Origin of the sequence: Mesoplasma grammopterae ATCC 49580, assembly GCF_000701525.1 — a bacterium.
In the GTDB taxonomy this organism is placed as follows: Bacteria; Bacillota_I; Bacilli_A; order Mycoplasmatales; family Mycoplasmataceae; genus Mesoplasma; species Mesoplasma grammopterae.
On sequence record NZ_JNJC01000001.1, the window covers coordinates 33,800 to 60,458 of the forward strand.

Genomic DNA, 26,659 nt, shown 5'->3' on the forward strand with positions numbered 1-26,659 from the left:
GATTTATTTGTTAAACTTTTGCATTAGCAATACTTCATTTAATTTATTTTTTTCTTCTTGGATTTCACGTCTAATTCTTTCAAGTTCTAAAACATTTTCACGTTGTTTCATTTCATTGTCAAATTTTGCTAGCTTTTGATTCATTTCTTTTTCAAATGCCATTTCTTTTCTTAACTGTTCAAAATATTCCTTTTCTTTATTTAAATCAGCTTTAATTTTTTCCAATTCCTGATCTTTTAATAAAATTGAATTTTGTTGATTTCACATTGGCTGTTCCATATTATTTGTAAAATTATTTCAACCTTGTTGAACATTTGCATATCTTTTAATATTTTGCTGCTCATTCATTTCGTATTTTAATTTCTCTAATTCTTCTTTTAATTTTAAGATTTCAAAATCTGATTCTTTAATACTTGTTGAGTCTTCATTAATTAAATTAGCTTTTGTAGCTATATTGTTTTGAATTGCATTAATTTCACTATATTGGCTCTCTAATTGTTTTTGTCTTGATTGAGTTGAAATATTTTCGGCTTCAATTTTAGCTAATACTGCACTTTGTGTCTCTTTAAATCTTTTTAATTCTTCTTCAAGTTCCGCTTTTGATTGATTAACTTCATTTGATTCGATTTGAAATTGTGATATAAATTCTTTTAATTCGGAAATACTATTTTTAATTGAATCTTTTTCGGCAAGAGCTGTCTTATTAAATTCATCATGATATTCTTTGAATTCTTTAATTTTTGCTAAATATTCATTTTTTGATTCTTGAACAATTTGTGTTTCTGCGCTAATGTTTTCAACATATGATTTTAAATCTATAAGTTTACTTGTAAATTCAGCTTTAATTGAATCAATTTCTTCATATTCTGTAATTGTTGCTACAGCAATGTCTTCTTGTAATTTTTTCAATTCATCAAGTTTTATATTTAATTCAAGTTTTTTCATTTCAACTTCTTCTTGCTCTAAATCAACTTCAATCAAGAATTTTTCTCTGCTTTGTTTTAAAGCAGATAGATCTTTATCTAATGCATCTCTGGAATTATTAATTTCATCATTCTCAATTTCAATTTGAGTTAAATAACTTTTAAAATCTTTAATTTCTTCTTGAATGATTTCTCTTTGAACAGCAACCAAGTCTTTGAATTGATTTTCAAATTCTTTAAACTCATCTATTTTTGATTCAATTTCAGAAGTTAATGAATTTTCAGATTCAATCTTAACTTTTTCAATGTAAATTTTTAAATCTTCAAGTTTATTCGAGAATTCAGTTTTCACTAGATTAATTTGCTCATACTCATTTGCTGAAATAGAAGCAATTTCATCTTGTAATGCCTTCAATTCATCAATTTTGATTTGTAAATCAGTTTTTTTAAATTCTAAATTTTCAGTTTCAACTTCTGTTTGCTGTAAAAGTACTTTTAAGTTGCTTGCTTCATCATCAAATGTTGTTTTTACTTGATGAATGATTTCTGATTCCAATTTAATTTTTGCAAAGTAGTCTTTTAAGTCATCAATGTTTAAATCAATTTCATTTTTTTGTTCAGTAACAATTTTATTTATCTCTAATTTTAAATTTTTAAGTTCTTGCACTTTATCAAAAAAGTCATTTTTAATTGTATTAATTTCTGTTGCTGTTAAAACGTCATCGCTTACATAACTCAGATCTTTTAAAACTAATGCTTCATGAGTTTCAGTTGATGATTCAGATAAATTTTCACTTATTAATAAAAGATCACTTGATAAACCAACTTTGATTTCATCTTCTTTTAAATTTAAAATGTTTTTATATTTATCTTCTATTTTGTTTAAGAAGTCTAATGCTTTGTCTAAATCTATTGACTTATTTGAACTATCAATTACAAATTCTTTTAAAGGCTCATATTTTGGTTTATGGGGTTTTTCTTTATCTTCTAATGCTTTTGTAATTGCATCCATATTAATAGCTTGTGCTATAACATCTTTTGGTTGTAAATGATTTTTTTCTAAAATAGCTAAAGCATCATTAAATGCTTGATACTCATTTAAGCCAACAACTAATGAGTTAGTACTTAAGTCAAAACTAAATGTCAAAATATTATGTTGATTTAAAAGTTTTTCAACCTCTGCTAGCACAACGTCTTTCTCAAATGAAATGTTTATTTTTTTGTATAAGTTTAATTCAGATTTTGATCCAGAAAATAATAATTTACCTTTTTCTAAAATTACAAAATTTTCAATTGTATTATAAACTTCATCAATGTTGTGAACAGTTAATATTATTGTGCTATTAAATTCTTCTTTAAATTCTTTTAGTATTTTATAAGACTGCCCTCTTCATTTAGAGTCTAAGTTTGCACCTGGCTCATCTAAAATAAGAATTTCAGGTTCTTTAATAAAACATAAGATTAAATTCATACGATTTTTCATTCCTCATGAAAATTCATTAAGAGATTTATCTTTAGATGTTCATAAGTCAAATTTTTTTAATCAATATTCAATTCTTGATTTCACTAATGTTTTATCTAAACCCATAACATTACACATATTGTATAAAAAGTCATAAGCTGTAATTGAATATAATGAAAAATCCATTTGAGAATAAAACCCTACATTAGAGTTATTTTCAATTGAACTACTTTTTTTACGTTCTTTACCATTAATATAGATATTTCCATCATAATTCAAAGTAGCTCCAAGTAATGAATTTAAAAATACACTCTTACCTGATCCACTACTTCCAAGTAATGCTGTAACTTTTCCTTTTTCTATATTAAAAGAAAATGGGCCTATATTTATGTCCTTAAATTTTTTATGAAAATGGTCTACCATCACAGCATTATTAGAATTAAAATTTTCTAAAATAACACGTTTTGACTTTAAAATATTTTTTTCCATTTCGTTTCTCCTATATCATTTAAATAATTTGTTTGATTTGATTTTTAAGTTTCACTTTTCAAACCATGAGTTAATTGTCACAAAAAAAAAAAAAAAACAAGTCTTTCATGAATTTTGTTAAAAAAACACTTAAATCTTAATCAGCCAATAAGTTTAAAAAAACAAAAAAGAAAGCATTTATGCTTTCTTTAATATTATTTATATATAGTTTAATAAATATTTTATCATTTTCAATCAGCTAATTTGTCAGTATCACAAACAGCTACATAAGGTAAGTTTCTTAATTTTTCTTGATAGTCTAAACCATAACCTATTACAAAGTATTTTGCAATTGAGAAACATGTTCAATCTGGTTCAATATCTACTTTGCGTTCAGTTGGTTTATCTAACATAGTTAAAATTTTAACTGATTTAGCACCTTTGTTTAATAAGTAGTTTTGTACAAATTCTAATGTTAAACCAGATTCAACAATATCTTCAACTATTAATATATTGCGATCTTTAACAGACATATTAACATCTAAGTTAATTTTGGGTTCTCCTGAACTTTTTGTTCCACCCAAATATGAACTTACAACCATAAAATCCATATCAATTAAAAAGTCAAAATTCATACAAAATGTTTGATAAAAAGGAATACACCCTTTTAATAATCCTATAACCAATAATGATTGGTCTTCTTTATCATTTTGTTCATAAAATGCTTTAATTTCTTTTGCTACTTCAATTGTTCTTTCTTTTATTTGTTCTTCAGTAAATAATACGTTTTTTACTAACGGGTGTAATTTCATTGTGCTCCTTTGTTTAATTTTTATAATATAAAAATAATACCTATTATTAATTTCTTAATCAATAGGTATTAACAATTATTTCTTAATTTTTTCTAAATATGTTTCTAAAATCAACTGTGCAGCTAGTGTATCTTTATTTTCTTTTTGTTTTTGACGAGATAACCCAGCTTCGATCATAATTGATTTAGCCATTTTAGTAGTTCTTCTTTCATCTATTCTAATTATTTGTTCTTCTTTAATTTCTGGATTATAAACCATAAATCCTTCAATAAAATAATCAACCATTTCAGCTCTTTCACCAATTGTTCCATTCATGTTTTTAGGATAACCAAAAACAAATGTATCAAAAGATTTATCTTTTATAAATTCAGTTAATAAACTAACTCCTTCTTCAAAGTTTCATTCTTCAAATTTTAAGTTAATTTCTTTCTTTGCTACGTTACCTGTTGAAGAAGCTAAACCTATTGTTTTACTCCCAACATCAAGTCCTAGAATATTACTCATAATCTCCTCCAAGCTTTTTATTTAGCATTTTTAAAAAGACATTTTCGAATACTAAAAATCAAGTAAAAGCCATAATACATGCAAATGTAATATCTGTTAAAAAGTGTTTTGCTAAAACCATTCTCGAACTACCTACTAAAGCTGCAAATAAGAAAGCAATAGCTAATACACCATAATAATATAATGTATCTTTATTAAATAATAAAGCTACACCCAAAAATGTTATAGCGCTTGTTGTGTGACCAGATGGGAAAGATTTATTTTTACCAAATCCAAAAGCATAAGTTATATTTCATCATTCTCTATATTCATAAGTACCATTAATAACTGAACTTATTGGTCTTGGTCTTGAAAAAATATTTTTTAATAATTCTGTTGTTAGTGAAATTGTAATTATATATACAATTACTAAACCTGCTTTTAATAAAAAATTTCTTTGTTCTACAAAAGTTGGGTTTAATTTATAAAATACATTTGTTGCTATAAACAATGAAACAAAAACTAAACTATTAAAAATATCTACACTAAGTTCGTGAATGTGTTTTTCTTCTTTTGAGATTAATGGAGCAAATAAATAAATAATAGTACCGGCATATATTAATGTGTAATAAATAGTTTTAAACATGAATAAATGTAAAGCTCAGTCTTTTTTCATTCTTGTTAAGTAAATAAATATACCAACAATACAAAAATTGACTGGTATTAAGAATGTAAGTTGTCCGAATTTATCAAAAGCATATCCAAATCAAGAATTTTCTTTATAAATATTTTCAGCTATTTGAGCATCTAAAAAAGTTCCCACCATAAAAATGGTAAACAATACTATTCCTATTGATAAAAAAACATATAAGTATGGTTTTTTAAATTTTTCTTTGTCTATAAGTAGTTTCATACAATTAATTATACTTAAATTATTTCTTTTTTAATTTAAGTAATGTTAAAATATAAATCCAAGAGGTATTTATATGAATTATGATAAATTATTAGAAATTGTTAAAAAAGAAGTTTATGCAAGAAAATTTGAGTCTGATAAAGTGACAGCAGGTGCTGTTGCATCAGTATTAGTAACAAAAGATAATAATATTTACACAGGTGTTTGTGTTGTTATGGATTGTGCTTTAGGAACATGCGCTGAAAGATCTGCTGCTTTTCAAATGATTAAGAATAATGAAACTGAAATTAAAACAATTTTAACTATAGGTAGAAATGGATATATTTATCCTCCATGTGGTGCATGCTTAGAATTGATTAAGTTAATAAATCCTAATAACAAAAATACGCAATTTTATATTTCAAAAAATCAAACATTAAATTTAAATCAGTTAATGATTAAAAACTGACAAGATAAAGAAAAAATGGAAAAATATTAATTCCATTTTTTTAATATAAAAAAACTAAGCTTAAAGCTTAGTTTGAATAATTATTTAAAATTATTTATTAATTTTTAAGTTATAAAATGTTGCATATCCATCGTAGATTGCATCTTCACCTAATTGGTCTTCGATTTGTAATAATCTGTTGTATTTTGCAATTCTATCTGAACGTGACATTGATCCTGTTTTGATTTGACCTGCGTTAAATGCTACAGCTAAGTCAGCGATTGTTGCGTCTTCTGTTTCTCCTGAACGGTGTGAAACAACTGCAGTTCAACCAGCTTTTTGAGTCATAGTAATAGCTTCAACAGTTTCTGATAAAGTTCCAATTTGGTTTAATTTAATTAAAGTTGAGTTAGCAGCATCTTTGCTGATTCCTTCTTTAATAAATCTTGGGTTTGTTGTAAATAAGTCATCTCCAACGATTTGAACTCTGTCTCCAATTTTTTCAGTTAATTGAACGAATCCATCTCAGTCTTTTTCACTTAATCCATCTTCGATTGAAATAATTGGGTAGTTGTTTACTAATTTTTCTAAGTAAACAATCATTTCTTCTGTAGTGAATGCTCATTCTTGACCAGTAACTTTTTCAATTTTTTTGAAGTGGTATTTTTTGTCTTCAAAGTATAATTCTGATGAAGCACAGTCCATTGCGATCATGATTCCATCTTTACCAACTTTGTAACCAGCTTTTGTAATAGCTTCAACTAATAAGTCTAATGCAATTTCAGCAGGTGTTTTAGCTTTAAATGAAGCTAAGTCTTGTTTAGCATATGCTCATGAGAAGTGAGGTGCAAATCCACCTTCGTCTCCAACAGCAGTAATATCACCTTTATCATGTAATAATGATTTTAATGCTTGGAAAGTTTCTGATGATCATCTTAATGCTTCTTTAAATGTTGGTGCTCCAACTGGCATAATCATGAATTCTTGGAAATCGATTGCTGAATCAGCATGTTCTCCACCATTAATAACATTTAACATTGGAACAGGTAAACGTTTTGCTTGAACTCCACCAATGTATCTGTATAAAGGAACTTCTAATTCACTTGCTGCTGCGTGAGCTGCAGCTAATGAAACAGCTAACATACCGTTTGCTCCTAATTTTTTCTTAAATTCAGTTCCGTCTAATTTAATCATTACTCTGTCTAAACCTAATTGGTCTTGAACATCGTGTCCAATTAAAGCTGGTGCAATTTTATCGTTTACATTGGCAACTGCTTTTAAAACACCTTTACCGCTGTAACGTGCTTTATCTCCATCTCTTAGTTCTAAAGCTTCGTTTTCTCCAGTTGATGCTCCTGATGGTGCTTTAGCAATTCCATAACCACCAAATTCAGTTCATAATTCAACTTCAACAGTTGGAGTTCCACGTGAGTCTAATACTTCACGTGCAATAATTTTCTCAATTCTTGACATATAATTTCCTCTCTTTATTTAAATTATGTATTTAACTCCTATATTATATTCTCTTTTTAAAAAAAATTAAATAGAAATTATCTCTTAAAATGTGATATCATTTAAAAGTTATATAAAAAAGGAGAAATAAATGTCAAATCAAAAAATTATTAACATTGCGGTTATTGCTCACGTTGATGCAGGTAAATCAACATTGGTTGATGCACTTTTAAAACAAGGTGGAGCTTTTAGAGATAACCAAGAAGTTGTAGAACAAATCATGGATTCAAACGATCAAGAAAGAGAACGTGGGATTACCATCTATTCAAAAAACTGTGCTATTGAGTACAAAGGAACAAAAATTAACATCGTGGATACTCCAGGTCACGCCGACTTCTCAAGTGAAGTTGAACGTATTATGAAAACTGTTGATACTGTTATTTTATTAGTTGACTCAAGTGAAGGACCAATGCCTCAAACACGTTTTGTTTTATCTAAAGCATTAGAATTAGGATTGAACCCAATCTTAATGATTAATAAAATTGATAAAAAAGATCAAAGAGCTGAAGAAGTTGTTGAAGAAGTATTAGAGTTATTCATGGAATTAGATGCAACTGATGAACAATTAGAATTTAAAACATTATATGGTATTGCTCGTGAAGGAATTGCTCAATTAAACTTAAGTGATCAAGGAGTTAATCTTTCACCAATGTTTGATACTATTATTGAACAAGTTGGAACATACCCAATTGAATTAGCTGAAAAACCATTAAAAATGCAAGTTAGTTCATTAGCTTATGATTCATTTATTGGAAGATTAGGAATTGGAAGAATCTTTGAAGGTAAAATTGCTGAAGGTCAAACAGTTAGTGTTGTTAAAAATGATGGTGAAGTTAAACAAGCCAAAATTTCTAAATTAACAGTTTACCAAGGATTAAGCAAAGTTGCTGTTAAAGAAGCATTTGCTGGAGATATTATTACATTCGCTGGTATTGAACATATTTCAATTGGAGATACTATTAATGAATTAAACAATATTAATCCAATGGAACCAATTACAATTGAAGAACCTACAATGAGTATGAACTTCTTAGTTAACACTTCTCCTTTTGCTGGTAAAGTTGGTAAATTTGTTACTTCAAGAAACATTAAAGAACGTTTAGAAAAAGAATTAGAAGTAAACGTTGGTTTAAAAGTTGAACCATTAGATAACCCAACTATTGAAGGATTCAAAGTTTTAGGACGTGGAGAACTTCACTTATCTGTTTTAATTGAACAAATGAGAAGAGAAGGTTTTGAATTAGCTATTTCTAAACCTGAGGTAATTTTTAGAAAAGGTGATAATGGAACATTATTAGAGCCTATGGAAAGAGTTATCTTAAACATTCCTACTGAATATTCAGGAACTGTTATTAATAAATTAAACCAACGTAAAGGTTTAATGACAGATATGGATTCTGATGGAGTTAGAGATAAAATTGTTTACAACATCCCATTAAGAGCTTTAATTGGATTTAGAAGTGAATTTACTAATGATACTCATGGTGAAGGAATAATGGTTAGAAGTTCAAATGGATTTGAACCATACAAAGGTGAAATTGAATCACGTAAAAACGGAGTTCTTATTTCAATGGCTTCAGGTAAAACACTACCTTACGCTTTAAATAACTTAGAAGAACGTGGAATTTTATTTGTAGGACCTCAAATTGAAGTTTATGATGGAATGATCGTTGGACAACACTCAAGAGATAATGACTTAGAAGTTAACCCAACTACTGGTAAAAAGTTAACTAACACTCGTGCTAGTGGTAGTGATGACTCAGTTAAATTAACTCCACCTAAATTAATGACTCTAGAAGAAGCATTAGAATACATCGAATGAGATGAATTAGTTGAAGTTACACCAGATGATATTCGTTTAAGAAAAAGATGATTATCAAATACTGAAAGACGTCAACACAGAAACGATAATAAAAAAGTTTTTGATTAAAATAAAAATGAACTCAAGATTCTGAGTTCATTTTTTTATGTCTACATAATAGGGCTAATAACACCAAACAGTAACACCATTATACCTGCTGCAAAAAATATAATGCAAAGCATACTTGAAAAATATGCCTTAAAATTTTTTGAAGTGTGAAAGTTTTTACTATATTTTTTCTTATGAAAAATATATCTACCTATTGCTAATGCAAATAATACTATTGATATTATTGAACTGATTATAACGCTAACTAACAAAACTAAATACCTCCTTAAATTTTTTATCATACTTTATGTTTTGAGAATTATGGGTTAAGTTTTTTATGTCTGAAAATATTTCATTAAATATATTTTTAAATATATCTATGCTTTCAATCTTTATTGTTTGATCTTTTCCATCATCATATGATCTGCAGATAACTTCATTAATATAATTATTTTTATTTAATTCACAAATTAATTCTAATGTTTTTTTTGTATTAAGGGTTGCATTATGATTTAAGTAAAAAATACTGTTTATTGCATTTTGTATATAAAGCATACCTTTTTTAATAGTGTTTACTTTGTTTTTTATATTATCAAAAACAACAATTTCATCGTTTCTTAATTCGACATAATAATTATTATCATCAGATATTTCTTTCAAAAAATCTAATTCATCAATTTTGTTAAACTCAATTAACTCATTTGCATTATATCTATCAACAAATTTATATTCATTTATTTCATTATCATCTAATATTTTTTTTAACCTTATATTAAAGTCTTTAATTGAATTAATTTTTCTATTCTCTATGCAATTTATAGCAATTACATTAATAGGTTTACTCATTTCCTCAATTGCAGATTGTCCATAATTAATCATTTCCTCAGAAGTTAAGTCACGCAATACAATAGATTTTTCTGATTTGATTATTTTTTTATTTTCTCAAATATTTATTAAGTTTCAATCAATATCTATATAATGCATTTTTCTAATTCCTCTCAACTTTTTTCAGCTAAAGTTTTTATTTCTCTGAAAGGATAATTCTCTTTTAAAAAACTAAAAACTCCATAATTAACTTTCATGTAAGGATATATTTTAGAAACATAAAATTTAATTGCTTCTTCAAATTTTAAATTATTATCAATATCATTATTAATAACTAAAAATATAAATATTGTTGAAGCACTTCTACTTACGCCTAATTGACAATGAGTATAAATTATTTCATCTTTTTTCTTTTCATTCAAATACTTTATTGCTGGGGCAAAAAGAGAGTTACTAAAATCTGATGGATCATGAGAATCTAATATGTTTATACCCATCTTATTTTCAGTCATTACAAAATTTTTATTTTGATATATTATTTTTTCTTGTTGATTGTTCAAAATATTAAAATAAATATTACTCATTTTTAATTCTTTATCAGCATTTATACTATTTTTTGAAAATTGATCCCCCAAAAAAATTTTTTCTTTTATTTTTTCTATAGGCATTAGTTTTCAACTCCTAATTTTTCTCTTACAATTGTTGCAATATTTGTAACACGTGGGCCATATATTATTTGAATTTGTTCTCCAACTTCAGCATAACCATATGGACTTGTTTTATCAACTATTGATTTATCAAATTTTGTTTTATCATGTAGTGTAACTCTTAATCTTGTTATGCAATTTGCCATAACTTTGATATTGTTTTTTCCACCACAACCTTCAATTATGTTATTGATAAATTCATCATCATATTCTTCTTTTTTACCTTTTGCTGCTTTTTTATATTTTGCAACAATTTTTTCTTGTTTATTTTCAGCTAAGGCTTTACCAATAATTGCAACTTCACCATCTCTTCCTGGTGTTTTGTAATCCTTTTTCTGAATCAAGAAATAGAAACTAAAGAAGTATACAGCTCCCATGATTGGACCAACAATAAATAATCCTCAAACATTTTGAATATTATTTCAGTTCAATGCATCTACAGCTAATCATGTAATTAATCCACTTCCTCTAGTTGAAACCTGAGCAAAGTTTAATAGGTACATTGTCATATATGTTATTCCTGTAAAGATAACGTGTAAAACATATAATAATGGTGCTGTAAATAAGAATGTGAATTCAATTGGTTCTGTTGTTCCTGCTAGAAGTGAAGCTAATAATGCTGATATAATTGCACCACCAGCAACTTTTCTATTCTCTTTTGGAATACAGAAGTACATAGCTAATGATGCACCTGTTAAGCTAAAGATATTTGTTGGGAAAGTTCCGTTAACAATTCATGTGTCTTTAGCATATATAAATTCACCAAAACCTAATTTGGCAATAGCTATGTTATAAATACCTTCAATTTTTTCACCAGTTGGAGAAATTCAAGTAGCACCAACTGAAGTATAGTATAAGAAATAATTAATTACTTGGTGTAAACCAAATGGAATTAATGCTCTATTTGCCATTCCATATAGTAATGGTGCGCCTGCTCCCATGTACTGTCATGAATCACCAATTGCTTTTAAACCTTGTGATATGTATATTCACAATATACCTAATGGCATACCGACAACTCAAGCAACTAATGTAGAAGCTACTGGTGAAAATCTTGGTCCACCAAAGAATGATAAGAATTCTGGGAATTTTAGTTTATATGTTTTTTTATGAATATAAAATCCTAATAGACCAGCAACCATTCCCCCAAACGCACTATATTGGAATGATACAACTCCAAATCTTGTTATTAAACCATATTCTTTTGCGTCTTTAAGCATTTCTGGATAAACAACTTGAAGCATTAAGTTTGCTGCAAAGTGCAAGGCTGCATAAGCCATTAATCCAGATAAAGCAGCAGAAACTTTTTCTGATTTTGCTAAACCAGCAGCTAATCCAATGGCAACTAAAAAGTCTATGTTTGAAATTGCAATCATACCTATATTTTTAATAGCATCAAATGCAATCTTAACTCCACCTTCATAAGTTCCGGCTTGTGTTGCTATAGCTTGACCAGCGTATCCAATACTACCTATTAAAGCCAACAAAGGGATAACAGTAACTGGAACTAATATAGCTCTACCAAAACTCTCTAAAGATGCTCTAAACCTAGAAAGTGAAGTTTTAAAATTTATTTTTTTCATATTTTACCTCCTCAAAATTAATTATATTTTTAATTTTGACCGCAAAATATTTTCATTTTTTATATTTTTAACAAAAAAAGTAAATTTTGTTAAATTAAGTTTTTTGTTTGTATTTTCTCTTGAAATTTAATTTTCTCTAAATCTGCATTATTTATAATAGATAGTATTAAAAGAACTACTATGTATTGAATTTTATATTTTTCCATAAATGGATTAGCCCTATTGTCATTTAAAAAGAAATTATTTTCATTTCCATGCAAATGGTAATCAACTTCTACATCAGAATTAAAAATTGGTGAAGATGTTATTGCTAAAATCATTCTTGGATTTCTATTTTTTATTAAATTTAAATATCTATTAATTTTACTGTTTCTACCTGATATAGAAATTGCTAAGACAACAGAATCTGCTACATCATATGCTTTACTATCATATGGCGAAGAAAAAATATCCACATTGAATCCCATTTCTAAAAGTTGAAAAAACATAAAGTCAATAAGTGTTTTGGTTTTACCTGTACAAAACAAAATTATTTTTTGACTTTTGACTATTTCTTTTGCTATGAGTTCTATTGCGTTATTATCTATAAAATTTTTGACTTGAGAAAAACTAGTAATTATTTTATTTTCAAATTCTTCAATTAATAAATTTGAGTATTCATTAGACTCATTTTTAAAATAATTATAAGTTTTATCTAAACTTTCTCTCAACTGTTTTAAACCACCAATTTGAAGTTTGATTAAAGTCTTTGTTACAACAGATTCTTTGACGTTAGCTTTTTTTGCTATGACCTTAACTGAAAAATCTCTGTAGTCAGCTAAATTATCAAATATAAAATCACACACTTTTCCCTCTTGAGGAGATAAGAATTGTCTATTTTGATTTATTTTTTCTATGATATTCATTTTTTTACCTCATTTTTATATTAACTTAAAAAATAAATTAGCTTAATAATTAATTAGGATATATTTTTTAACTTTTAATTTTTTAAAAAGTTTTCGTATTCATTTTTTACATAATTGTAGTTTTGTGGGGCATTAAAATTATAATTATCTTTTAATTCTTTATAAGGTATATAATTTTCAAATTCCTTAAATTCAGATATTGTTAATACAAAACAACCACCTCTATGACTTATTCATTCTTTCATTATTTGGTATGCTGCTTTTTTATCTTTTAATTGATTAGAATAAAATGTGCAAGCTTCATCTTTACTCATTCATTTAACATCTTTTATCTTAATGTAACCATAAATCCCGGCTTTACTTTTTGCTATGTATAAATAAAGTTTGTCATTAATATTTAATTCTGGCATTTTGAATCTATATTCGTATTTTTTCTTTCCACTTTTAATTAAATCAAAATACTCTTTTTTCATTGATAAAATTAAATCCATATTATTTATCAAACTTATATGAACCTCGTTCATCTTTCAATAAAAACATCAAATCAATAATTTCGAAATGAAATGGCAAAAATTCACCAGTTTTAATCATATCAATTATTTCTTGTTTTGTTGCTCATTTTACTTCTTCAACTTCTTCTTTTTGTAAAATTAGTTTTTCAATTTCTACTTCTTTTTTAATTAAATAAAAATCATCAAATCCTTCAGTAAAATTAATTGTAAATGATGGTCTGATATTTGAAAAATCTATTTCCAATCCTAACTCTTCTTTTGCTTCTCTTGCTGCTGTTGATTGGCTATTTTCACCAGTTGAAACAGAACCACTAACTGATGGTGTTCACATTCCAGTTCAATACTTTCTTTCCTTAGAAACTTTTTGAATTAACATTTCTTCTTTATTATTAAAAATTCCAATAGTTATTTTTCTTCTATAAAAACCTTTTGGAGGTTTAGTCCCTCTTATCATTGTTTGATCAGTTTTATTACCTAATATGTCATATAAATCTAAAATTTCCATACGCGCCCCTTTAATTAATAAAATGATAACAAAAAATATCCCTATTGGGTTATCTTACAAACTTATATTTAATACTTATTTTATTGTTTAATTTTATAGATGTAAAGTTTACTAGTGAACTAACAAAGTAAAATAATGCAATGAAAGAAATCATTCCAGGTAATCATAAATAAACGGGTTGATCTGTTGGGTCCAATTGTGAATATGGAAATGGTGTAAATCAATCAGCTTTATCAGAAAATTTAACAATCATTAATCCTCTAATAGAAATGAAAAATATATAAGCAAAAGGAATAACACAATTTATTCAAGCTTTTTTCTTCATAAATTCGTTTGATATTAAAGTTGACTCTCTTTCTCTTAAAATATAATAACCAATTACTACAAAAGGCAAAATTCAATGTTCAAGAACTGACTTTAATACTTTATATCATGTACTAAAACCAACTATACCATCTCTAGCAGCGATAAAAGTAAATGTATAAATTAAAAACACAACTATTTGATATGATACAACCATTGTCATTACATTATCAGATTCTGCTCAAGCTATTTTCTTACTATTCTTTCTAAAATAATTTAATACAGCAGCTATTCCTCAAAAAGATGTTATTAATGTAGTTCAAACTGAAAAGTATATAACTTGATTAATAATTGATTCATCAAAAGTAAGCGCACCACCAGATCCTGGGTCAGCTTGAATAACAGACATAAGTAAATCAATACCTACACAAAAGATAGGTACTATTGCAATAAAAAGTAAAAATGTTAATTTTATTCTATTCTTCATATATTTCCTTAATTTAACAAGGCCAAAAAAGCCTACAAGTTAAATTGTATTGTTTTTTTTTTTTTTTTTTTAAAGCATGTAAAAAAACAGACAAATTTTAAGAATTTGTCTGTTTTTAATCTTCTTCGTTCATGATTTTGAATGTTTCAATTTCTTTATATCTATCTAAAATATTCATTCTGTAGAAATTATCAGGTAAACCTTTTTGTTCTACATATTGATATTCAATATGTTCTTTTAATAAAATTAATCTATCAAAAATTATTTCAAATTTAATTAATAAAGCTATGAAATCATTTGAACTTTCAATCATTTCATCGGTTAAATCAATTGATAAATCATCAAAGCCATCAATTGTTGTAGTTAGATAATCAAGCAATTGATAAGCTACATCTAGCTTATCTTCTCTTGATTCATAACTGTTAAATCTTTTTACTAATTCAAGTAGATCTCTTCAACAATATTTAAATTCATCTGGAACTTCAGTGTTTCTGACTATTGTAATTAATTCTTCATAGTATTTTTCTGATAATTCTAAAAATGCTTTATTAATCGCCACATCAATTCCGCTTTCATCAACTGCGTTAAATGAATGTTGACTAATTTCGTTAAAAGCATTTACATAATCTGAAGCTATATTGTATAATCCATCAATTCTTAAATGAAAAACACCACTAATGAAGGATTTAATATATTCATCAGTTTTGCAAACTTCTTCGTTTTCTAAAAAACCAGGTAAGTTATCAATAGCAAGTTTTTCTTCATTTTCTTTAATAAAATTATGATAATCTTGAGAATCTAATCATTTTTCATGTAATTGAATAACTTCATCAAAAATAATGTTATTTTCTGATGTGTTAATTTGTATATATCAATCATCATTAATAAATTGCATTAATCAATCATCATATTTGAATTTTGTCATGTTATTAAACCTTTCTAATCATCAAGTTTTAATACTGCAATGAATGCTTCTTGTGGTACTTCAACACTTCCGATTTCTTTCATTTTCTTTTTACCTTCTTTTTGTTTATTAAGAAGTTTTTTACGTCTTGATTTATCAGCTGCATGAAGTTTTCAAGTTACATCTTTACGATATGCTTTAATTGTTTCACGAGCTAAAACTTTATTCCCAATAGTTGCTTGAACAGGAACCTCAAAGTTTTGACGAGGAATTAATTCTTTAAGTTTTTTAGTTAAAGCAGCCCCTCTTTGATATGCAAAGTGTTTATTTACTATCATTGAGAATGCATCAACCATGTCTCCATTTAATAAAATATCCATTTTAACTAATTGAGATTCTTGATACCCAATCATTTCATATTCAAATGAAGCATACCCTTTTGAAATAGATTTTAATTTATTGAAGAAATCAAAAATAATTTCAGCTAATGGCATGTCATAAACTAACATCATACGATTATCATCAACAACTTGTAAGTCCTTATAAGTTCCTAGTTTGTTTTGACATAAACTCATTAAATCACCAACTGATTCTTTTGGTGTCATGATTTTTACATTAACAAATGGTTCTTCCATAAACTTGATCTTTTGTGGATCAGGTAACTTTGCAGGGTTATCAATTTCAATCATTGTTCCATCAGTTAAATGAATTTTATAAATTACAGATGGTGCTGTTGCGATTAAGTTTAGATTGTATTCTCTTTCCAATCTTTCTTGTACAACTTCCATGTGTAATAAACCTAAGAAACCAACTCTAAAACCAAAACCTAATGCTTGTGAAGTTTCTGGTTCGTAAACTAATGATGAATCTGATAATTCCATTTTTTCCAAAGCTTCTTTAAAATCTTGATATTGATTTGTATCAATTGGATAGATACCACAATAAACCATTGGTTTTAGTTTTTTATATCCATCAAGAGGATGTAAAGCTGAATTAGTAACTGTTGTTATAGTATCTCCAACATTAATGTCTTTAATAGTTTTAATTGAAGCAGCTACTCATCCTACTTCTCCAGCACTTAATTGATCTTTTTTAACTATCTTAGGATTTTTAACTCCTAATTCTGTAACTTCATAACTGCTGCCATTTGCCATAAGTTTAATTCTATCTCCAACTTTAATAGAACCTTCTCTTACTCTAATTGACATAACAACACCTAAATATTTGTCATAGTAACTATCAAAAATTAAAGCTCTTAGTGGTTTTGCATCGTCTGCATCATATGGTGCTGGTATTTTATCAACAATAGCTTCTAAAACATCTTCTACGTTTAAACCTGTTTTAGCACTAATTAATGGAGCATCACTACAATCAATTCCAATTGTATTTTCAATTTCTTCTTTTACTCTTTCTGGATCTGCACTTGGTAAATCAACTTTGTTAATAACAGGGATAATTTCTAAATTATTTTCAATGGCTAAATAAACGTTAGCAAGTGTTTGTGCTTCAATACCTTGAGTTGCATCAACAACAAGTATTGCTCCTTCACAAGCTGCTAAACTTCTTGATACTTCATATGCAAAGTCAACATGACCAGGAGTATCAATTAAGTGGAAAGTATATTCTTGCCCATCTTTTGCTTTGTAATACAGTTGAACAGAGTTTAGTTTAATTGTGATTCCACGTTCTCTCTCAATATCCATTGAATCAAGAAGTTGTTCTTGCATTTCACGTTTTGTTACAGTATTAGTTAACTCTAAAATACGGTCAGCCAAAGTTGACTTACCGTGATCAATATGAGCAATAATACTAAAATTCCTAATTTTTGATTTATCCATGTTTTCTCTTTCTACAATTAATAATTTTCTTTGTATTTATCAATGAATTTTACAATATCATCAATAACAACTTCGTTAACTTCTTCTTCTAATAATTTATTTTTTAAGTTTTGATAAATTTTAAAGTCAGTATCTAAACCTAACTTTGTAAATCTATAAAATAGCTTTTGTGAATCTTTACCCATTTTTGTATAGTTATCTAATCCACCACTTTGAATTAATATTGGTAAGTCTTTAGTTATAAATTCATTATTTGAATTTTTAGAAATGAAATTATTACCAACAGCAATATCTTTAAAAGCTGACCAACTAAGTTTTAAATTACATAAAGGATCATTATTATATTTCTCTACAAATTTTCAATCACTTGATAATCATTGGTTATCAAATTTTAATAATTGATTATGTCTCTTATTCATTCTCTTTGCTCTAATGTTATTAAGGAATTTTGCATCATTTCTTACATTAAAAATCATTTGATTCAAATTCATATATTTTAAAAATATATTTGAAATGTAATAATTGTAATCACGTGTATTAATTAGAATTAGTCCAGCCATTTCTTCTGAGTATTTAATTGAGAACGCTCTAGCTAAATTTCCACCTAATCCTTGCCCCATTACAAAAATGGGTAAGTCTGAATGGTATCTTTTAATTCATGTATTTATATTTTTGACATCTTCAACTAATTTACTTCAACCTTGTTTTTTATCAAAAATAATATTTGAACCATCAGTTTCATCTCTACTTTCACCAATTCCTCTTAAATCAGTTCCCACAACTAAAATGTTATGTTCTTTCATGATTTTGGCAAATTTATCATACATTTCCATATGTTCATCAAAGTTAGGTACAACTTGAATAACGGCAATAGGTTTTTTAGAAGTTTTTCATTCAAAATTAATTAATTCTTTTCCATCAATCATTTGTAATTGAAATTTTCTCATGTTTTAAACCTCCTTAACGTATTCTTCAAATGTTGCATTAGCTGCCAATTGATCAGCTAAATCATTGTAATAATCATTACTATGACCTTTTACTCAAATAAATTCTATTTCTACTTTTGTTCTGATTTGATCAACATATTTAATATATTCATTACCTTCATCAGATTTTGCTTTTCATTCATGGTTTGCTCACTTAGCAATGCCTTCATAATCATGATATAAATATAATTTCTTAATGTTATTAGCATATGCGAATAACATCACCCTTTTTGCTCCTTGTAGTTCTCCACTTACATTTCACATTGACTTTAATTCATCATCACGATATCTTTTTGAAAAATGAAACTCTTTATTTTGTCACATTACAACTGCACCATATGAATAAGTATTATTGTCTTTAATAAAACTACCATCACTATATGCAACTGCAGCATTTTCTTCTATTTTGATTATTTGTTTAGGTTTAGATAATGTTTGTGCGCCCTTAATAAAGGCTTCAGCATCTGCTTTGCTTGAAAAAGATTTATAAATAGCATTAGTATATCCTTCAACTTGAGTTTTGCATTCTTCTCAAGTTTCATATACGCCAATATTTCTTCCTTGTTTAACAGCGTAATATTTCATTTCTAAACCTCCTTGCTTCTATTAATTAATAAGCTCTTGCAAAATAAACTTTTAATGTTGTATCTTTGTTACAGTTAAAACATTTTTCAGTTTTGTTATCTTGTTCAAATGGAATACAACGTGAATTTGTAGATGTTTGTTTTTTAACATCATCTTCACATTCAATTTCACCACAGAATGGAACTAATACAAAACCTTGGTTTTGAGCTAGTATGTTTTTGTATTCTTCAATTGAGTTAGCCTTTGAAGTTCTTTCTTCACGGTTTTTTAAAGCCTTAGCATATAAATTAGCATCATATTCATTGATCATTTGATCTACTGTGTTTGTAACTTCATTTACATTAACTTGAATTTTTTCTCTTGTATCTCTTCTTGAAATAGTTACTTGATTATTTTGTAAATCTCTTGGTCCTATTTCTATTCTTAAAGGAATCCCTTTGATTTCAGCTTCACTTATTTTAAATCCAAATGATTTATCTGTTTTATCAATGTCAACACGATATTTATTTTTTAATGCTTCTTTAATATCTTCTGTTACCTTAATAACTTCATCAGTCTCTTTTATTTGAATTAATCTAACTTGAACTGGTGAAACCATTGATGGAAGTACTAAACCATTGTCATCAGAGTGAGTCATAATAATAGCACCAATTAATCTTGTTGAAACTCCTCAACTTGTTGAATAAGCATGCTCTAATTTACCTTCTTTATTTTGGAATTTAATTTCATATGGTTTAGAGAAGTTATCTGCAAAGTAATGAGATGTACCACATTGTAATGCCTGACCATCATGCATTAATGATTCAATAGTATATGTTGAATCAGCTCCTGCAAATTTTTCTTTTTCAGTTTTCTTACCTGGGATTACAGGTAACAATAATGCATTTTGAGCAAACTCAGTATATGTGTCTAATATTTTTAAAGTTAAATCAGAAGCTTCTTTTCTTTCTGAATGCACAGTGTGTCCTTCTTGTCATAAGAATTCACTTGTTCTTAAAAATGGTCTAGTTGTTTTTTCTCAACGCATTACATTAGTTCATTGGTTAAAGATTAAAGGTAAGTCACGATATGATTTAACTTCATTTTTGAAAAAATTTGCCATCAACACTTCACTAGTTGGTCTAATGAATAATGGTTCAGGTAATAAAGTATCTCCAACTCTTGTTACAGTTGCTATCTCAGGTGAAAAACCTTCAATGTGGTCTTTTTCTTTTTGAAATAATGATTGTGGAATTAATAATGGGAAGTAAACATTTTGTACTTCAAGTTCTTTGAATTTTGCATCCAAGTATTTTTGAATTAATTCTCAAATTGCATAACCATATGGTCTAAAGATAATTGTTCCTTTAACTGGACCATAGCTTGCTAATTTAGCATTAATAACTGTATCAGTATATCATTGTGAAAAATCAATATCTCTTGGTGTTATTTTCTCTAATTGTTTCATTCTATTACTCTCCTATTTTTACTAAGCCATCATGACTTAAATATAATTTTATTTCTAATCCTAATTCCTTGATAATGTTATTAGCATAGCTATAATATTGTTCGTTTCTTATCAATATTCATTTGATTGTGTCAAAGTGAATTGTTTCAATAATGTTAATCATTCCAAATGATCTATCAAAGATTCAATCCTTTGTAGTTGTTTTTGCTAGTTTTTCAGGATCAATTCCAATAACACAAAACTTACTTGTATCAATTGTTGCATCTGCTGATCATTTTCAAAAGTGTGCTCTTGATGAAATGTCAAAGTCTAAGTTACTTGAATCTTGTTTTTGGTTATAACCTCAAACATGATATGATTCATCTTTATTTAAAACTATTTCTTGGGTTGGTTGTATTCCATTTTTTAAAATATAACCAATGTTTCTAACATCAGTATAAAATAAAAAACTTTTAATTCCTCTTTTTTTAATTAAGTCTAGAACAATCTCTTTTTCAGAACCGGCATTAACAAATAATGATTTAAAAAAGTTATCTAATTCATTCTCATTTAAAATGTCATCTTTATCAGCTCTTCAAAACAAAAGTTTTTCTTTTCACGAGCTTTTAGTTCTTTTTTCTTTTGATTTCACTATACCACCCCAGACTATATAATATTATATAATTTTTTAACTATTTTTGATATAAAAAAGCCACCTATTAAAGGTAGCTTTGTTGTTTTTACTGGCGGGTTAAAAGAGACTCGAACTCTTGCGCCGGAAACCGACCTAACACCTTAGCAGGGTGTCCTCTTCACCAACTTGAGTATTAACCCAATAATTACACTTAATTATTATAACAATTAAGTGTGACATATTCAAAAAATTATTTATGATATTTTTCATTATTCATTATTTTAAATGCACGATATATTTGTTCAGCTAAAATAATTCTAAATAATTGATGTGGTAATGTAATGTTACCAAAAGAAACTTTTTTATAATTTTGTTGTAAAAATTTATCACTAAAACCATCACTTGGCCCTATTACAAAAACAATTTTTGCTTGCTTTAAATTTTTATTATTTTCAATGATTGACATAAACTCTTCTGTTGAATAATTTTTAGAACTTACATCCATACAAATTATTTCATGATCAGAAAATGTTTTTAATTTATCCATTAATAAATCTGAATTAATGTTTTTATTTACTACATCTTCTTTTTGGTATTCTTCTTTAAGTTCAATAACTTGTAAATTAGCATACTTTGATATTCTATTTGCATATTCATTAAATGAATCAATAAAGAATTTCTTATCTAATTTACCAAAACAAACTATTTTGATATTCATGATGAGATTTGATTAAAAACCAAATCCTCCTTTACCCATTCCAGGCATTCCTGGCATACGTCCGCTTTTCATCATTTTAGCCATTTCAAGAACTTGTTTTTTACCTTTTTCAAATGAGTTAATTAACTCATTTAATTCTTTTTCTGTACGACCTGAACCACTAATAATTCTATTTTTTCTCGTAAGTGATTTTAACAGTTTAGGTTCTCTTCTTTCTTTTAATGTCATTGAGTCCATTAAAATTGAGAATACAACTAATTTTCTTTGTGCATCTGAAATTTGATTATCTGATATTTTAGCATTTGGCATCATTTTCATAATTCCGCCAATGTTACCCATTTTAGAGACTTGAACTAATTGGTTTCTTAAATCTTCTAAATCAAATTGTCCCATGAACATACGTTTCATAGTTTTTTGCATTGAACGTTCATCAATATTATCAACAACTTTTTCAAAAAGAGTTTCAATATCTCCCATTCCAAGAATTCTATCAGCCATTCTTTTTGGATAGAACGGAGCAAGAGCTGAAACCCCTTCTCCTTCACCAATAAATTTAATTGGTAATTTAGTCATGTATCTAATTGATAATGTAGCTCCCCCACGAGCATCACCGTCTAATTTAGTTACAATAACCCCTGTTAATTTTAATTGATTGTTAAATTCATTAGTTACATTGATAATTTCTTGACCGATCATTCCATCAACAACTAATAAAGTTTCATTTGGTGAGGTAATCTTTCTTAAGTCATTTAATTCATTCATTAAATCTTTATCAATTTGTAAACGACCTGCTGTATCTAAAATAACAACATCATGTCCATTTTTTTCAGCAAATTCTAATGCTTGCTTAGCAGTTTTTAAAGGTGATTGTTTTCCTTGTTCAAAAACTGGTATGTTATTTTTATTTCCTAATTCAACCAATTGGTCAATGGCCCCTGGTCTATAAATATCTAAACCAACTAGTAAAGGCTTTTTAGCTTCTTTTTTTGCTAAATAGTGAGCTAGTTTAGATGATGAAGTAGTTTTCCCTGATCCTTGTAACCCAACCATCATAACAACAGAAGGTTTTTTAGAAAGATTTAAAGGTGCTTTTTCAGTTCCTAAAATATCAATTAATTCTTCATGAACAATTTTCAACATTTGTTGGTGTGAAGTAACACCTTCTTGAATATATTCACCAACTGTTTTTTCTTTTATTTTACTTATTAATTCTTTGACAACTTCAACGTTAACGTCAGCTTCTAATAAAGCTAAGCGTATCTCACGAAGTGTTTCTTGAATGTTTTCATCAGTCAATGTAGATTTTTTGATATTTTTCTCCATTGATTTTTTCATTCGTTTAGTTAAAAAATCTCCAAATGCCATATTCATACCTCCAGTTTTAATCTTTATTTATTATACCAAACTTAATATTCAAAATAAAAATGCCGTAAGGCATTTTTGAATATATTTATATATTAATACAATAATGTTTTAGGCGTTCTTGGGAATGGAATAACATCTCTAATGTTTGAAGCACCTGTAATGTACATAATTAATCTTTCAAACCCTAAACCAAATCCAGCAGATTTGTAGAATCCATATTTTCTTAATCCAATGTATCAGTCTAATTCTTCAGGATTAATTCCATAGAACTCACATCTTTCAAGAATCTTATCTAAGTTAGCTTCACGTTCACTTCCACCACATAATTCACCAATTCCTGGAACTAGTAAGTCTACAGCTGCAACTGTTTTACCATCATCATTTTGTTTCATATAAAATGATTTAATATCTTTTGGATAGTTAATAACAAATGTTGGGCATTTGTTAACTTCTTCACAAATAAATCTTTCGTGTTCTGTACCTAAATCTAAACCAAAATGAATATTGTTTTCTTCAAATTTATGTCCGTTATCAATAGCATTTTGTAATGTTTTTAAAACTTCTTCATAAGTATTAACTTTGAATTCAGCATTAACAATTCCTGTTATTTTATCAATTAAACCAGGTTCTAATTGTTCTTGTAAAAATTCTAATTCAGTCATGTTTTTTTCTAAAACATAACCAACAACACTTTTTAACATATCTTGCATTAATTGAATGTTATCATTAATATCTGCAAAAGCAACTTCTGGTTCTATCATTCAAAATTCTGAAGCATGTTTTGTTGTGTGTGAGTTTTCAGCTCTGAATGTTGGTCCAAAAGTATAGATATTTTTAAATGCTTGAGCAAATGCTTCACCATTTAATTGTCCTGAAACTGTTAAACTAGCTTTTTTACCAAAAAAGTCATTTGCATAATCTTTATCTTCATTAACTGTAACTATGAATTGTTCACCAGCACCTTCAGCATCATTTGAAGTTATGATTGGTGTTGTTACATAAACATAGTTATTTTCTTGAAAGAATTTATGAACTGCAAAAGCAGCTGTTGAGCGAATTCTAAAGATTGCTTGAAATGTTTTTGTTCTAGCTCTTAAGTGAGAGATTTCTCTTAAAAATTCAGAAGAATGTTCTTTTTTTTGTAATGGATACTCTTCAATTGCTTGATCAAGTAGAGTAATTGAAGTTGCATTAATTTCAAAAGGTTGTGGTCTTGTTGGTGTAGGAATTAAAATACCTTCAATTTCAACAATTGAACTAACTCTTGCTTTACTTCCTTCTTCAAAACCAATTGTTTCTGGTTTATAAACAACTTGTAAGTCATTTAAAACAGTTCCGTCATTTAAAACCATAAAGCTAACTGCTTTTCCCTGACGATTTGATCTAATTCTACCAACGATTGTTACTTTTTGTTCTTTTAAAGTTTCATGGTTATCATATAAAAATTTAATATCCATATTTTTATTCTCCTTTTAATACATATTTTTCTATAAATTTACCAACTCCACCATTAAGGTTTGTATCAGTTTCAAATTTTGCTATTTTTTTAATTGCTGGTACTGAGTTTCCCATAGCAACTGAATTTGGAACAACTTCAAACATGCTTATGTCATTCATATTATCACCAAAGATTAATATTTCATCAAGTTTAATATTTAGTAATTCTGCTAATTTTAATACACCATTACCTTTACTTGCCTCAATGTTAATAAACTCATAAATTGGTGTTGATTCAACATTACTTCTCATTTTGTTTAACACTTTATTTTTATCAGTTTTTTCAAATCATTCTAACATTGCAGCTTCTTCTTTTTCCTCAACAAAAATCATAAACTGAATAACGTCTTGATAGTTATTAAATGTTGACACATCAATTGGTTCAACATCATATTTATCAACTCAATTTCTTTCTTTTAATGACTTAACATTAATATCAATTTTATTTCAATATGCATGTGCAGGAACTTTTGTATATGCTAATGTTGGAATGTTCATTTCAAACATTTTTTGCATAAATTCTTTAACTAATTCAATATCGATTGTTTCGCAATATGTTGGTTCAAATTTTGATACTGTTGAAATAACAGATCCGTTTGAAAAAATAGAAACATCAGAATGTTTATCAACATCAAACATTTTTGCTCTTACTGAACCACTTGATCAACCTTGACCCGTAACAACAGCTACATGAACACCTTGTTCTGATACTTTTTTTAACATTTCTAAATCAAATGGATTTGATATTTTTCCATGCTCTAAAATTGTTCCATCTAAATCTGTTGCAATCAATTTAATATTAGTTAACTTCATTTATTTATTTTCCTTTTTTCTATTTTTTGTTGAATTTACATAGAAAGTATTAACTTCATATTTTTCTAAGAAATTATTATCAATAATTTCAGAGTTAATACCTAAATTTTTTAAAGCTCTCTCAGTTGCTTCGTCATCTTTCATTATTTTGTTTTCAAAAACTAATCATCGATAAACTGTTTGATAATAATGATGTTTTAAAGATAAACAATGCGATGAATAGTCATAAATTAAAATTTCATCATCTCTTGAATGAATTGTTCTTTTAACAAATAATCTCATTGAATCATCAAATGGTGTTACATTATCATTTCTACAATGCAAGAAAAACATTGGGAATATCATCTTTAAATCTGATTCATAGTATTTAAATACATCTAAATCATTTCAATCTAAATCAGTATCTTGAATTTGGTTTTTAATAATTCTATTAATAGATTTACCAACTCTTTTGTAACTTACTAAGTTTTTTAATCAAACATTTCTTGTATGCACTAATAATGTTTTAATGCTTCCATAATATGAGTCTGAAATTGCTCATTTAATATTATATTTAGAAAATTCTTTGTTATATTTTACAATACCATATTGCATTGTAAATCCACCCATACTCATTCCAACTAAACCAATTGTTTCTGGTTTGTGGTTTTCATGTAATCATTTCATTGCTGCTCTAAAGTCTTTAACTTCACTAGCACCCATAGTTACATATTCAGTACTTTCAGATTCACCGTGATTTCTAAAATCAAAAACTAAAATGTTATATCCTAGTTCAATGAATGGTCTTGCTTCGTATAAAGCTCAATATTTATGTCCAGCAAATCAGTGTAATGATACAACTCATTTTTTAGAATTAGGATCAGTTATGTACTTCATTCCTGAAATAACTACTCCATCTTCTGTTTCAAAATTAAAAGGGATTAAATTATCAGTTGCTTTTAATTGTAGTTGTGGTGTTTTATAAAACTTACGCATGATTTTATTCATACGTCTTAATTCAGGATAATAGTATTTATTCTTATTAGAATCTCCCATTGTTCCTTCTAAAGCTTTATAAAAAAATTTAAATCTAAGGTTAACAGTTTTAAAAATTTTGCTACCTAATCTAGATCTGAATTTTTTATTATTTTTTTTCTTTACTTTGGACATATATTAAT

Annotated in this window: 25 protein-coding genes and 1 tRNA gene; 2 read left to right on the forward strand and 24 right to left on the reverse strand. The window is 27.1% G+C overall.

Translation table 4 applies throughout. From position 1 onward, the window contains the following. Positions 1-3: 3 nt before the first annotated feature. The 4 genes from T314_RS03920 to T314_RS0100170 all read right to left on the reverse strand — a co-directional run bounded on the left by T314_RS03920 (position 4) and on the right by T314_RS0100170 (position 5,061). Entirely contained in the window at positions 4-2,874 is a 2,871-nt protein-coding gene (locus T314_RS03920) for an ATP-binding cassette domain-containing protein (RefSeq protein WP_084322408.1), read from the reverse strand. 221 nt (positions 2,875-3,095) lie between these two features. Continuing rightward, on the reverse strand, positions 3,096-3,665 hold the full coding sequence (hpt, locus tag T314_RS0100160; protein WP_029511665.1) for a hypoxanthine phosphoribosyltransferase: 570 nt from the start codon (positions 3,663-3,665) through the stop codon (positions 3,096-3,098). A 75-nt stretch (positions 3,666-3,740) separates the two neighbouring features. Continuing rightward, entirely contained in the window at positions 3,741-4,169 is a 429-nt protein-coding gene (gene ruvX / locus T314_RS0100165; protein ID WP_029511666.1) for a Holliday junction resolvase RuvX, read from the reverse strand. Then, positions 4,162-5,061, reverse strand: coding sequence for a phosphatase PAP2 family protein (locus tag T314_RS0100170; RefSeq protein ID WP_029511667.1), 900 nt, complete (start codon positions 5,059-5,061; stop codon positions 4,162-4,164). Before T314_RS0100170 ends, ruvX begins: the two co-directional genes overlap by 8 nt. Before the next feature lie 73 nt (positions 5,062-5,134). Here T314_RS0100170 and T314_RS0100175 point away from each other — a divergent pair, with 73 nt between their 5' ends. Further along, entirely contained in the window at positions 5,135-5,539 is a 405-nt protein-coding gene (locus T314_RS0100175) for a cytidine deaminase family protein (RefSeq protein ID WP_051612860.1), read from the forward strand. 60 nt (positions 5,540-5,599) lie between these two features. Here T314_RS0100175 and eno read toward each other — a convergent pair whose 3' ends face one another. Further along, positions 5,600-6,961, reverse strand: a complete 1,362-nt coding sequence (gene eno, locus T314_RS0100180) for a phosphopyruvate hydratase (protein ID WP_029511669.1) — start codon at positions 6,959-6,961, stop codon at positions 5,600-5,602. 130 nt (positions 6,962-7,091) lie between these two features. Here eno and typA point away from each other — a divergent pair, with 130 nt between their 5' ends. Beyond that, entirely contained in the window at positions 7,092-8,930 is a 1,839-nt protein-coding gene (gene typA, locus T314_RS0100185) for a translational GTPase TypA (protein ID WP_029511670.1), read from the forward strand. Positions 8,931-9,170: 240 nt separating this feature from the next. Here the strand turns inward: typA and T314_RS0100195 are convergent, their stop codons facing one another. From T314_RS0100195 to T314_RS0100285, 19 genes are all read right to left on the reverse strand, one after another. Beyond that, positions 9,171-9,893 (reverse strand): hypothetical protein, encoded by a 723-nt coding sequence (locus T314_RS0100195; RefSeq protein ID WP_029511672.1) that lies wholly within the window; start codon positions 9,891-9,893, stop codon positions 9,171-9,173. Further along, a complete protein-coding gene (locus T314_RS0100200; protein WP_029511673.1) occupies positions 9,881-10,402 on the reverse strand; it encodes a protein-tyrosine phosphatase family protein in 522 nt (173 codons plus the stop codon). Before T314_RS0100200 ends, T314_RS0100195 begins: the two co-directional genes overlap by 13 nt. Next, positions 10,402-12,024 carry a PTS transporter subunit EIIC gene (locus T314_RS0100205; protein WP_029511674.1) on the reverse strand — a complete coding sequence of 541 codons (1,623 nt, stop codon included), beginning with the start codon at positions 12,022-12,024 and terminating at the stop codon, positions 10,402-10,404. The genes T314_RS0100200 and T314_RS0100205 overlap by 1 nt, the downstream gene beginning before the upstream one ends. An 89-nt stretch (positions 12,025-12,113) precedes the next feature. Further along, a complete protein-coding gene (locus T314_RS0100210; protein ID WP_029511675.1) occupies positions 12,114-12,929 on the reverse strand; it encodes a MurR/RpiR family transcriptional regulator in 816 nt (271 codons plus the stop codon). Positions 12,930-13,003: 74 nt separating this feature from the next. Beyond that, positions 13,004-13,432, reverse strand: coding sequence for an ASCH domain-containing protein (locus tag T314_RS0100215; protein ID WP_029511676.1), 429 nt, complete (start codon positions 13,430-13,432; stop codon positions 13,004-13,006). Then, on the reverse strand, positions 13,422-13,946 hold the full coding sequence (locus T314_RS0100220; protein ID WP_029511677.1) for an NUDIX hydrolase: 525 nt from the start codon (positions 13,944-13,946) through the stop codon (positions 13,422-13,424). Before T314_RS0100220 ends, T314_RS0100215 begins: the two co-directional genes overlap by 11 nt. A gap of 49 nt (positions 13,947-13,995) precedes the next feature. After that, complete coding sequence (locus T314_RS0100225) at positions 13,996-14,736, reverse strand: hypothetical protein (RefSeq protein WP_029511678.1); 741 nt, start codon at positions 14,734-14,736, stop codon at positions 13,996-13,998. 115 nt (positions 14,737-14,851) lie between these two features. Next, positions 14,852-15,661, reverse strand: a complete 810-nt coding sequence (locus T314_RS0100230) for a hypothetical protein (RefSeq protein ID WP_029511679.1) — start codon at positions 15,659-15,661, stop codon at positions 14,852-14,854. 14 nt (positions 15,662-15,675) lie between these two features. After that, complete coding sequence (gene lepA / locus T314_RS0100235) at positions 15,676-17,478, reverse strand: translation elongation factor 4 (protein WP_029511680.1); 1,803 nt, start codon at positions 17,476-17,478, stop codon at positions 15,676-15,678. A gap of 17 nt (positions 17,479-17,495) precedes the next feature. Then, positions 17,496-18,425 carry an alpha/beta fold hydrolase gene (locus tag T314_RS0100240; RefSeq protein ID WP_029511681.1) on the reverse strand — a complete coding sequence of 310 codons (930 nt, stop codon included), beginning with the start codon at positions 18,423-18,425 and terminating at the stop codon, positions 17,496-17,498. Positions 18,426-18,428: 3 nt separating this feature from the next. Next, on the reverse strand, positions 18,429-19,049 hold the full coding sequence (locus T314_RS0100245; RefSeq protein ID WP_029511682.1) for a ribonuclease H1 domain-containing protein: 621 nt from the start codon (positions 19,047-19,049) through the stop codon (positions 18,429-18,431). A 25-nt stretch (positions 19,050-19,074) separates the two neighbouring features. Beyond that, complete coding sequence (proS, locus tag T314_RS0100250) at positions 19,075-20,496, reverse strand: proline--tRNA ligase (protein ID WP_029511683.1); 1,422 nt, start codon at positions 20,494-20,496, stop codon at positions 19,075-19,077. 4 nt (positions 20,497-20,500) lie between these two features. Next, the gene (locus T314_RS0100255) at positions 20,501-21,127 is read right to left on the reverse strand and encodes a hypothetical protein (RefSeq protein WP_029511684.1); all 627 of its coding nucleotides are present in this window, start codon (positions 21,125-21,127) and stop codon (positions 20,501-20,503) included. A 92-nt stretch (positions 21,128-21,219) separates the two neighbouring features. Next, positions 21,220-21,309 (reverse strand) — tRNA-Ser (locus T314_RS0100260). 50 nt (positions 21,310-21,359) lie between these two features. Next, positions 21,360-21,827, reverse strand: coding sequence for a 23S rRNA (pseudouridine(1915)-N(3))-methyltransferase RlmH (locus T314_RS0100265; RefSeq protein WP_029511685.1), 468 nt, complete (start codon positions 21,825-21,827; stop codon positions 21,360-21,362). Between the two features lie 12 nt (positions 21,828-21,839). Next, complete coding sequence (ffh, locus tag T314_RS0100270; RefSeq protein ID WP_011183377.1) at positions 21,840-23,192, reverse strand: signal recognition particle protein; 1,353 nt, start codon at positions 23,190-23,192, stop codon at positions 21,840-21,842. 92 nt (positions 23,193-23,284) lie between these two features. Then, complete coding sequence (gene asnS, locus T314_RS0100275) at positions 23,285-24,649, reverse strand: asparagine--tRNA ligase (RefSeq protein WP_029511686.1); 1,365 nt, start codon at positions 24,647-24,649, stop codon at positions 23,285-23,287. 4 nt (positions 24,650-24,653) lie between these two features. Beyond that, the gene (locus tag T314_RS0100280) at positions 24,654-25,502 is read right to left on the reverse strand and encodes a Cof-type HAD-IIB family hydrolase (RefSeq protein WP_011183379.1); all 849 of its coding nucleotides are present in this window, start codon (positions 25,500-25,502) and stop codon (positions 24,654-24,656) included. After that, positions 25,503-26,651, reverse strand: coding sequence for an alpha/beta hydrolase family protein (locus T314_RS0100285; RefSeq protein ID WP_029511687.1), 1,149 nt, complete (start codon positions 26,649-26,651; stop codon positions 25,503-25,505). Positions 26,652-26,659: the final 8 nt, after the last annotated feature.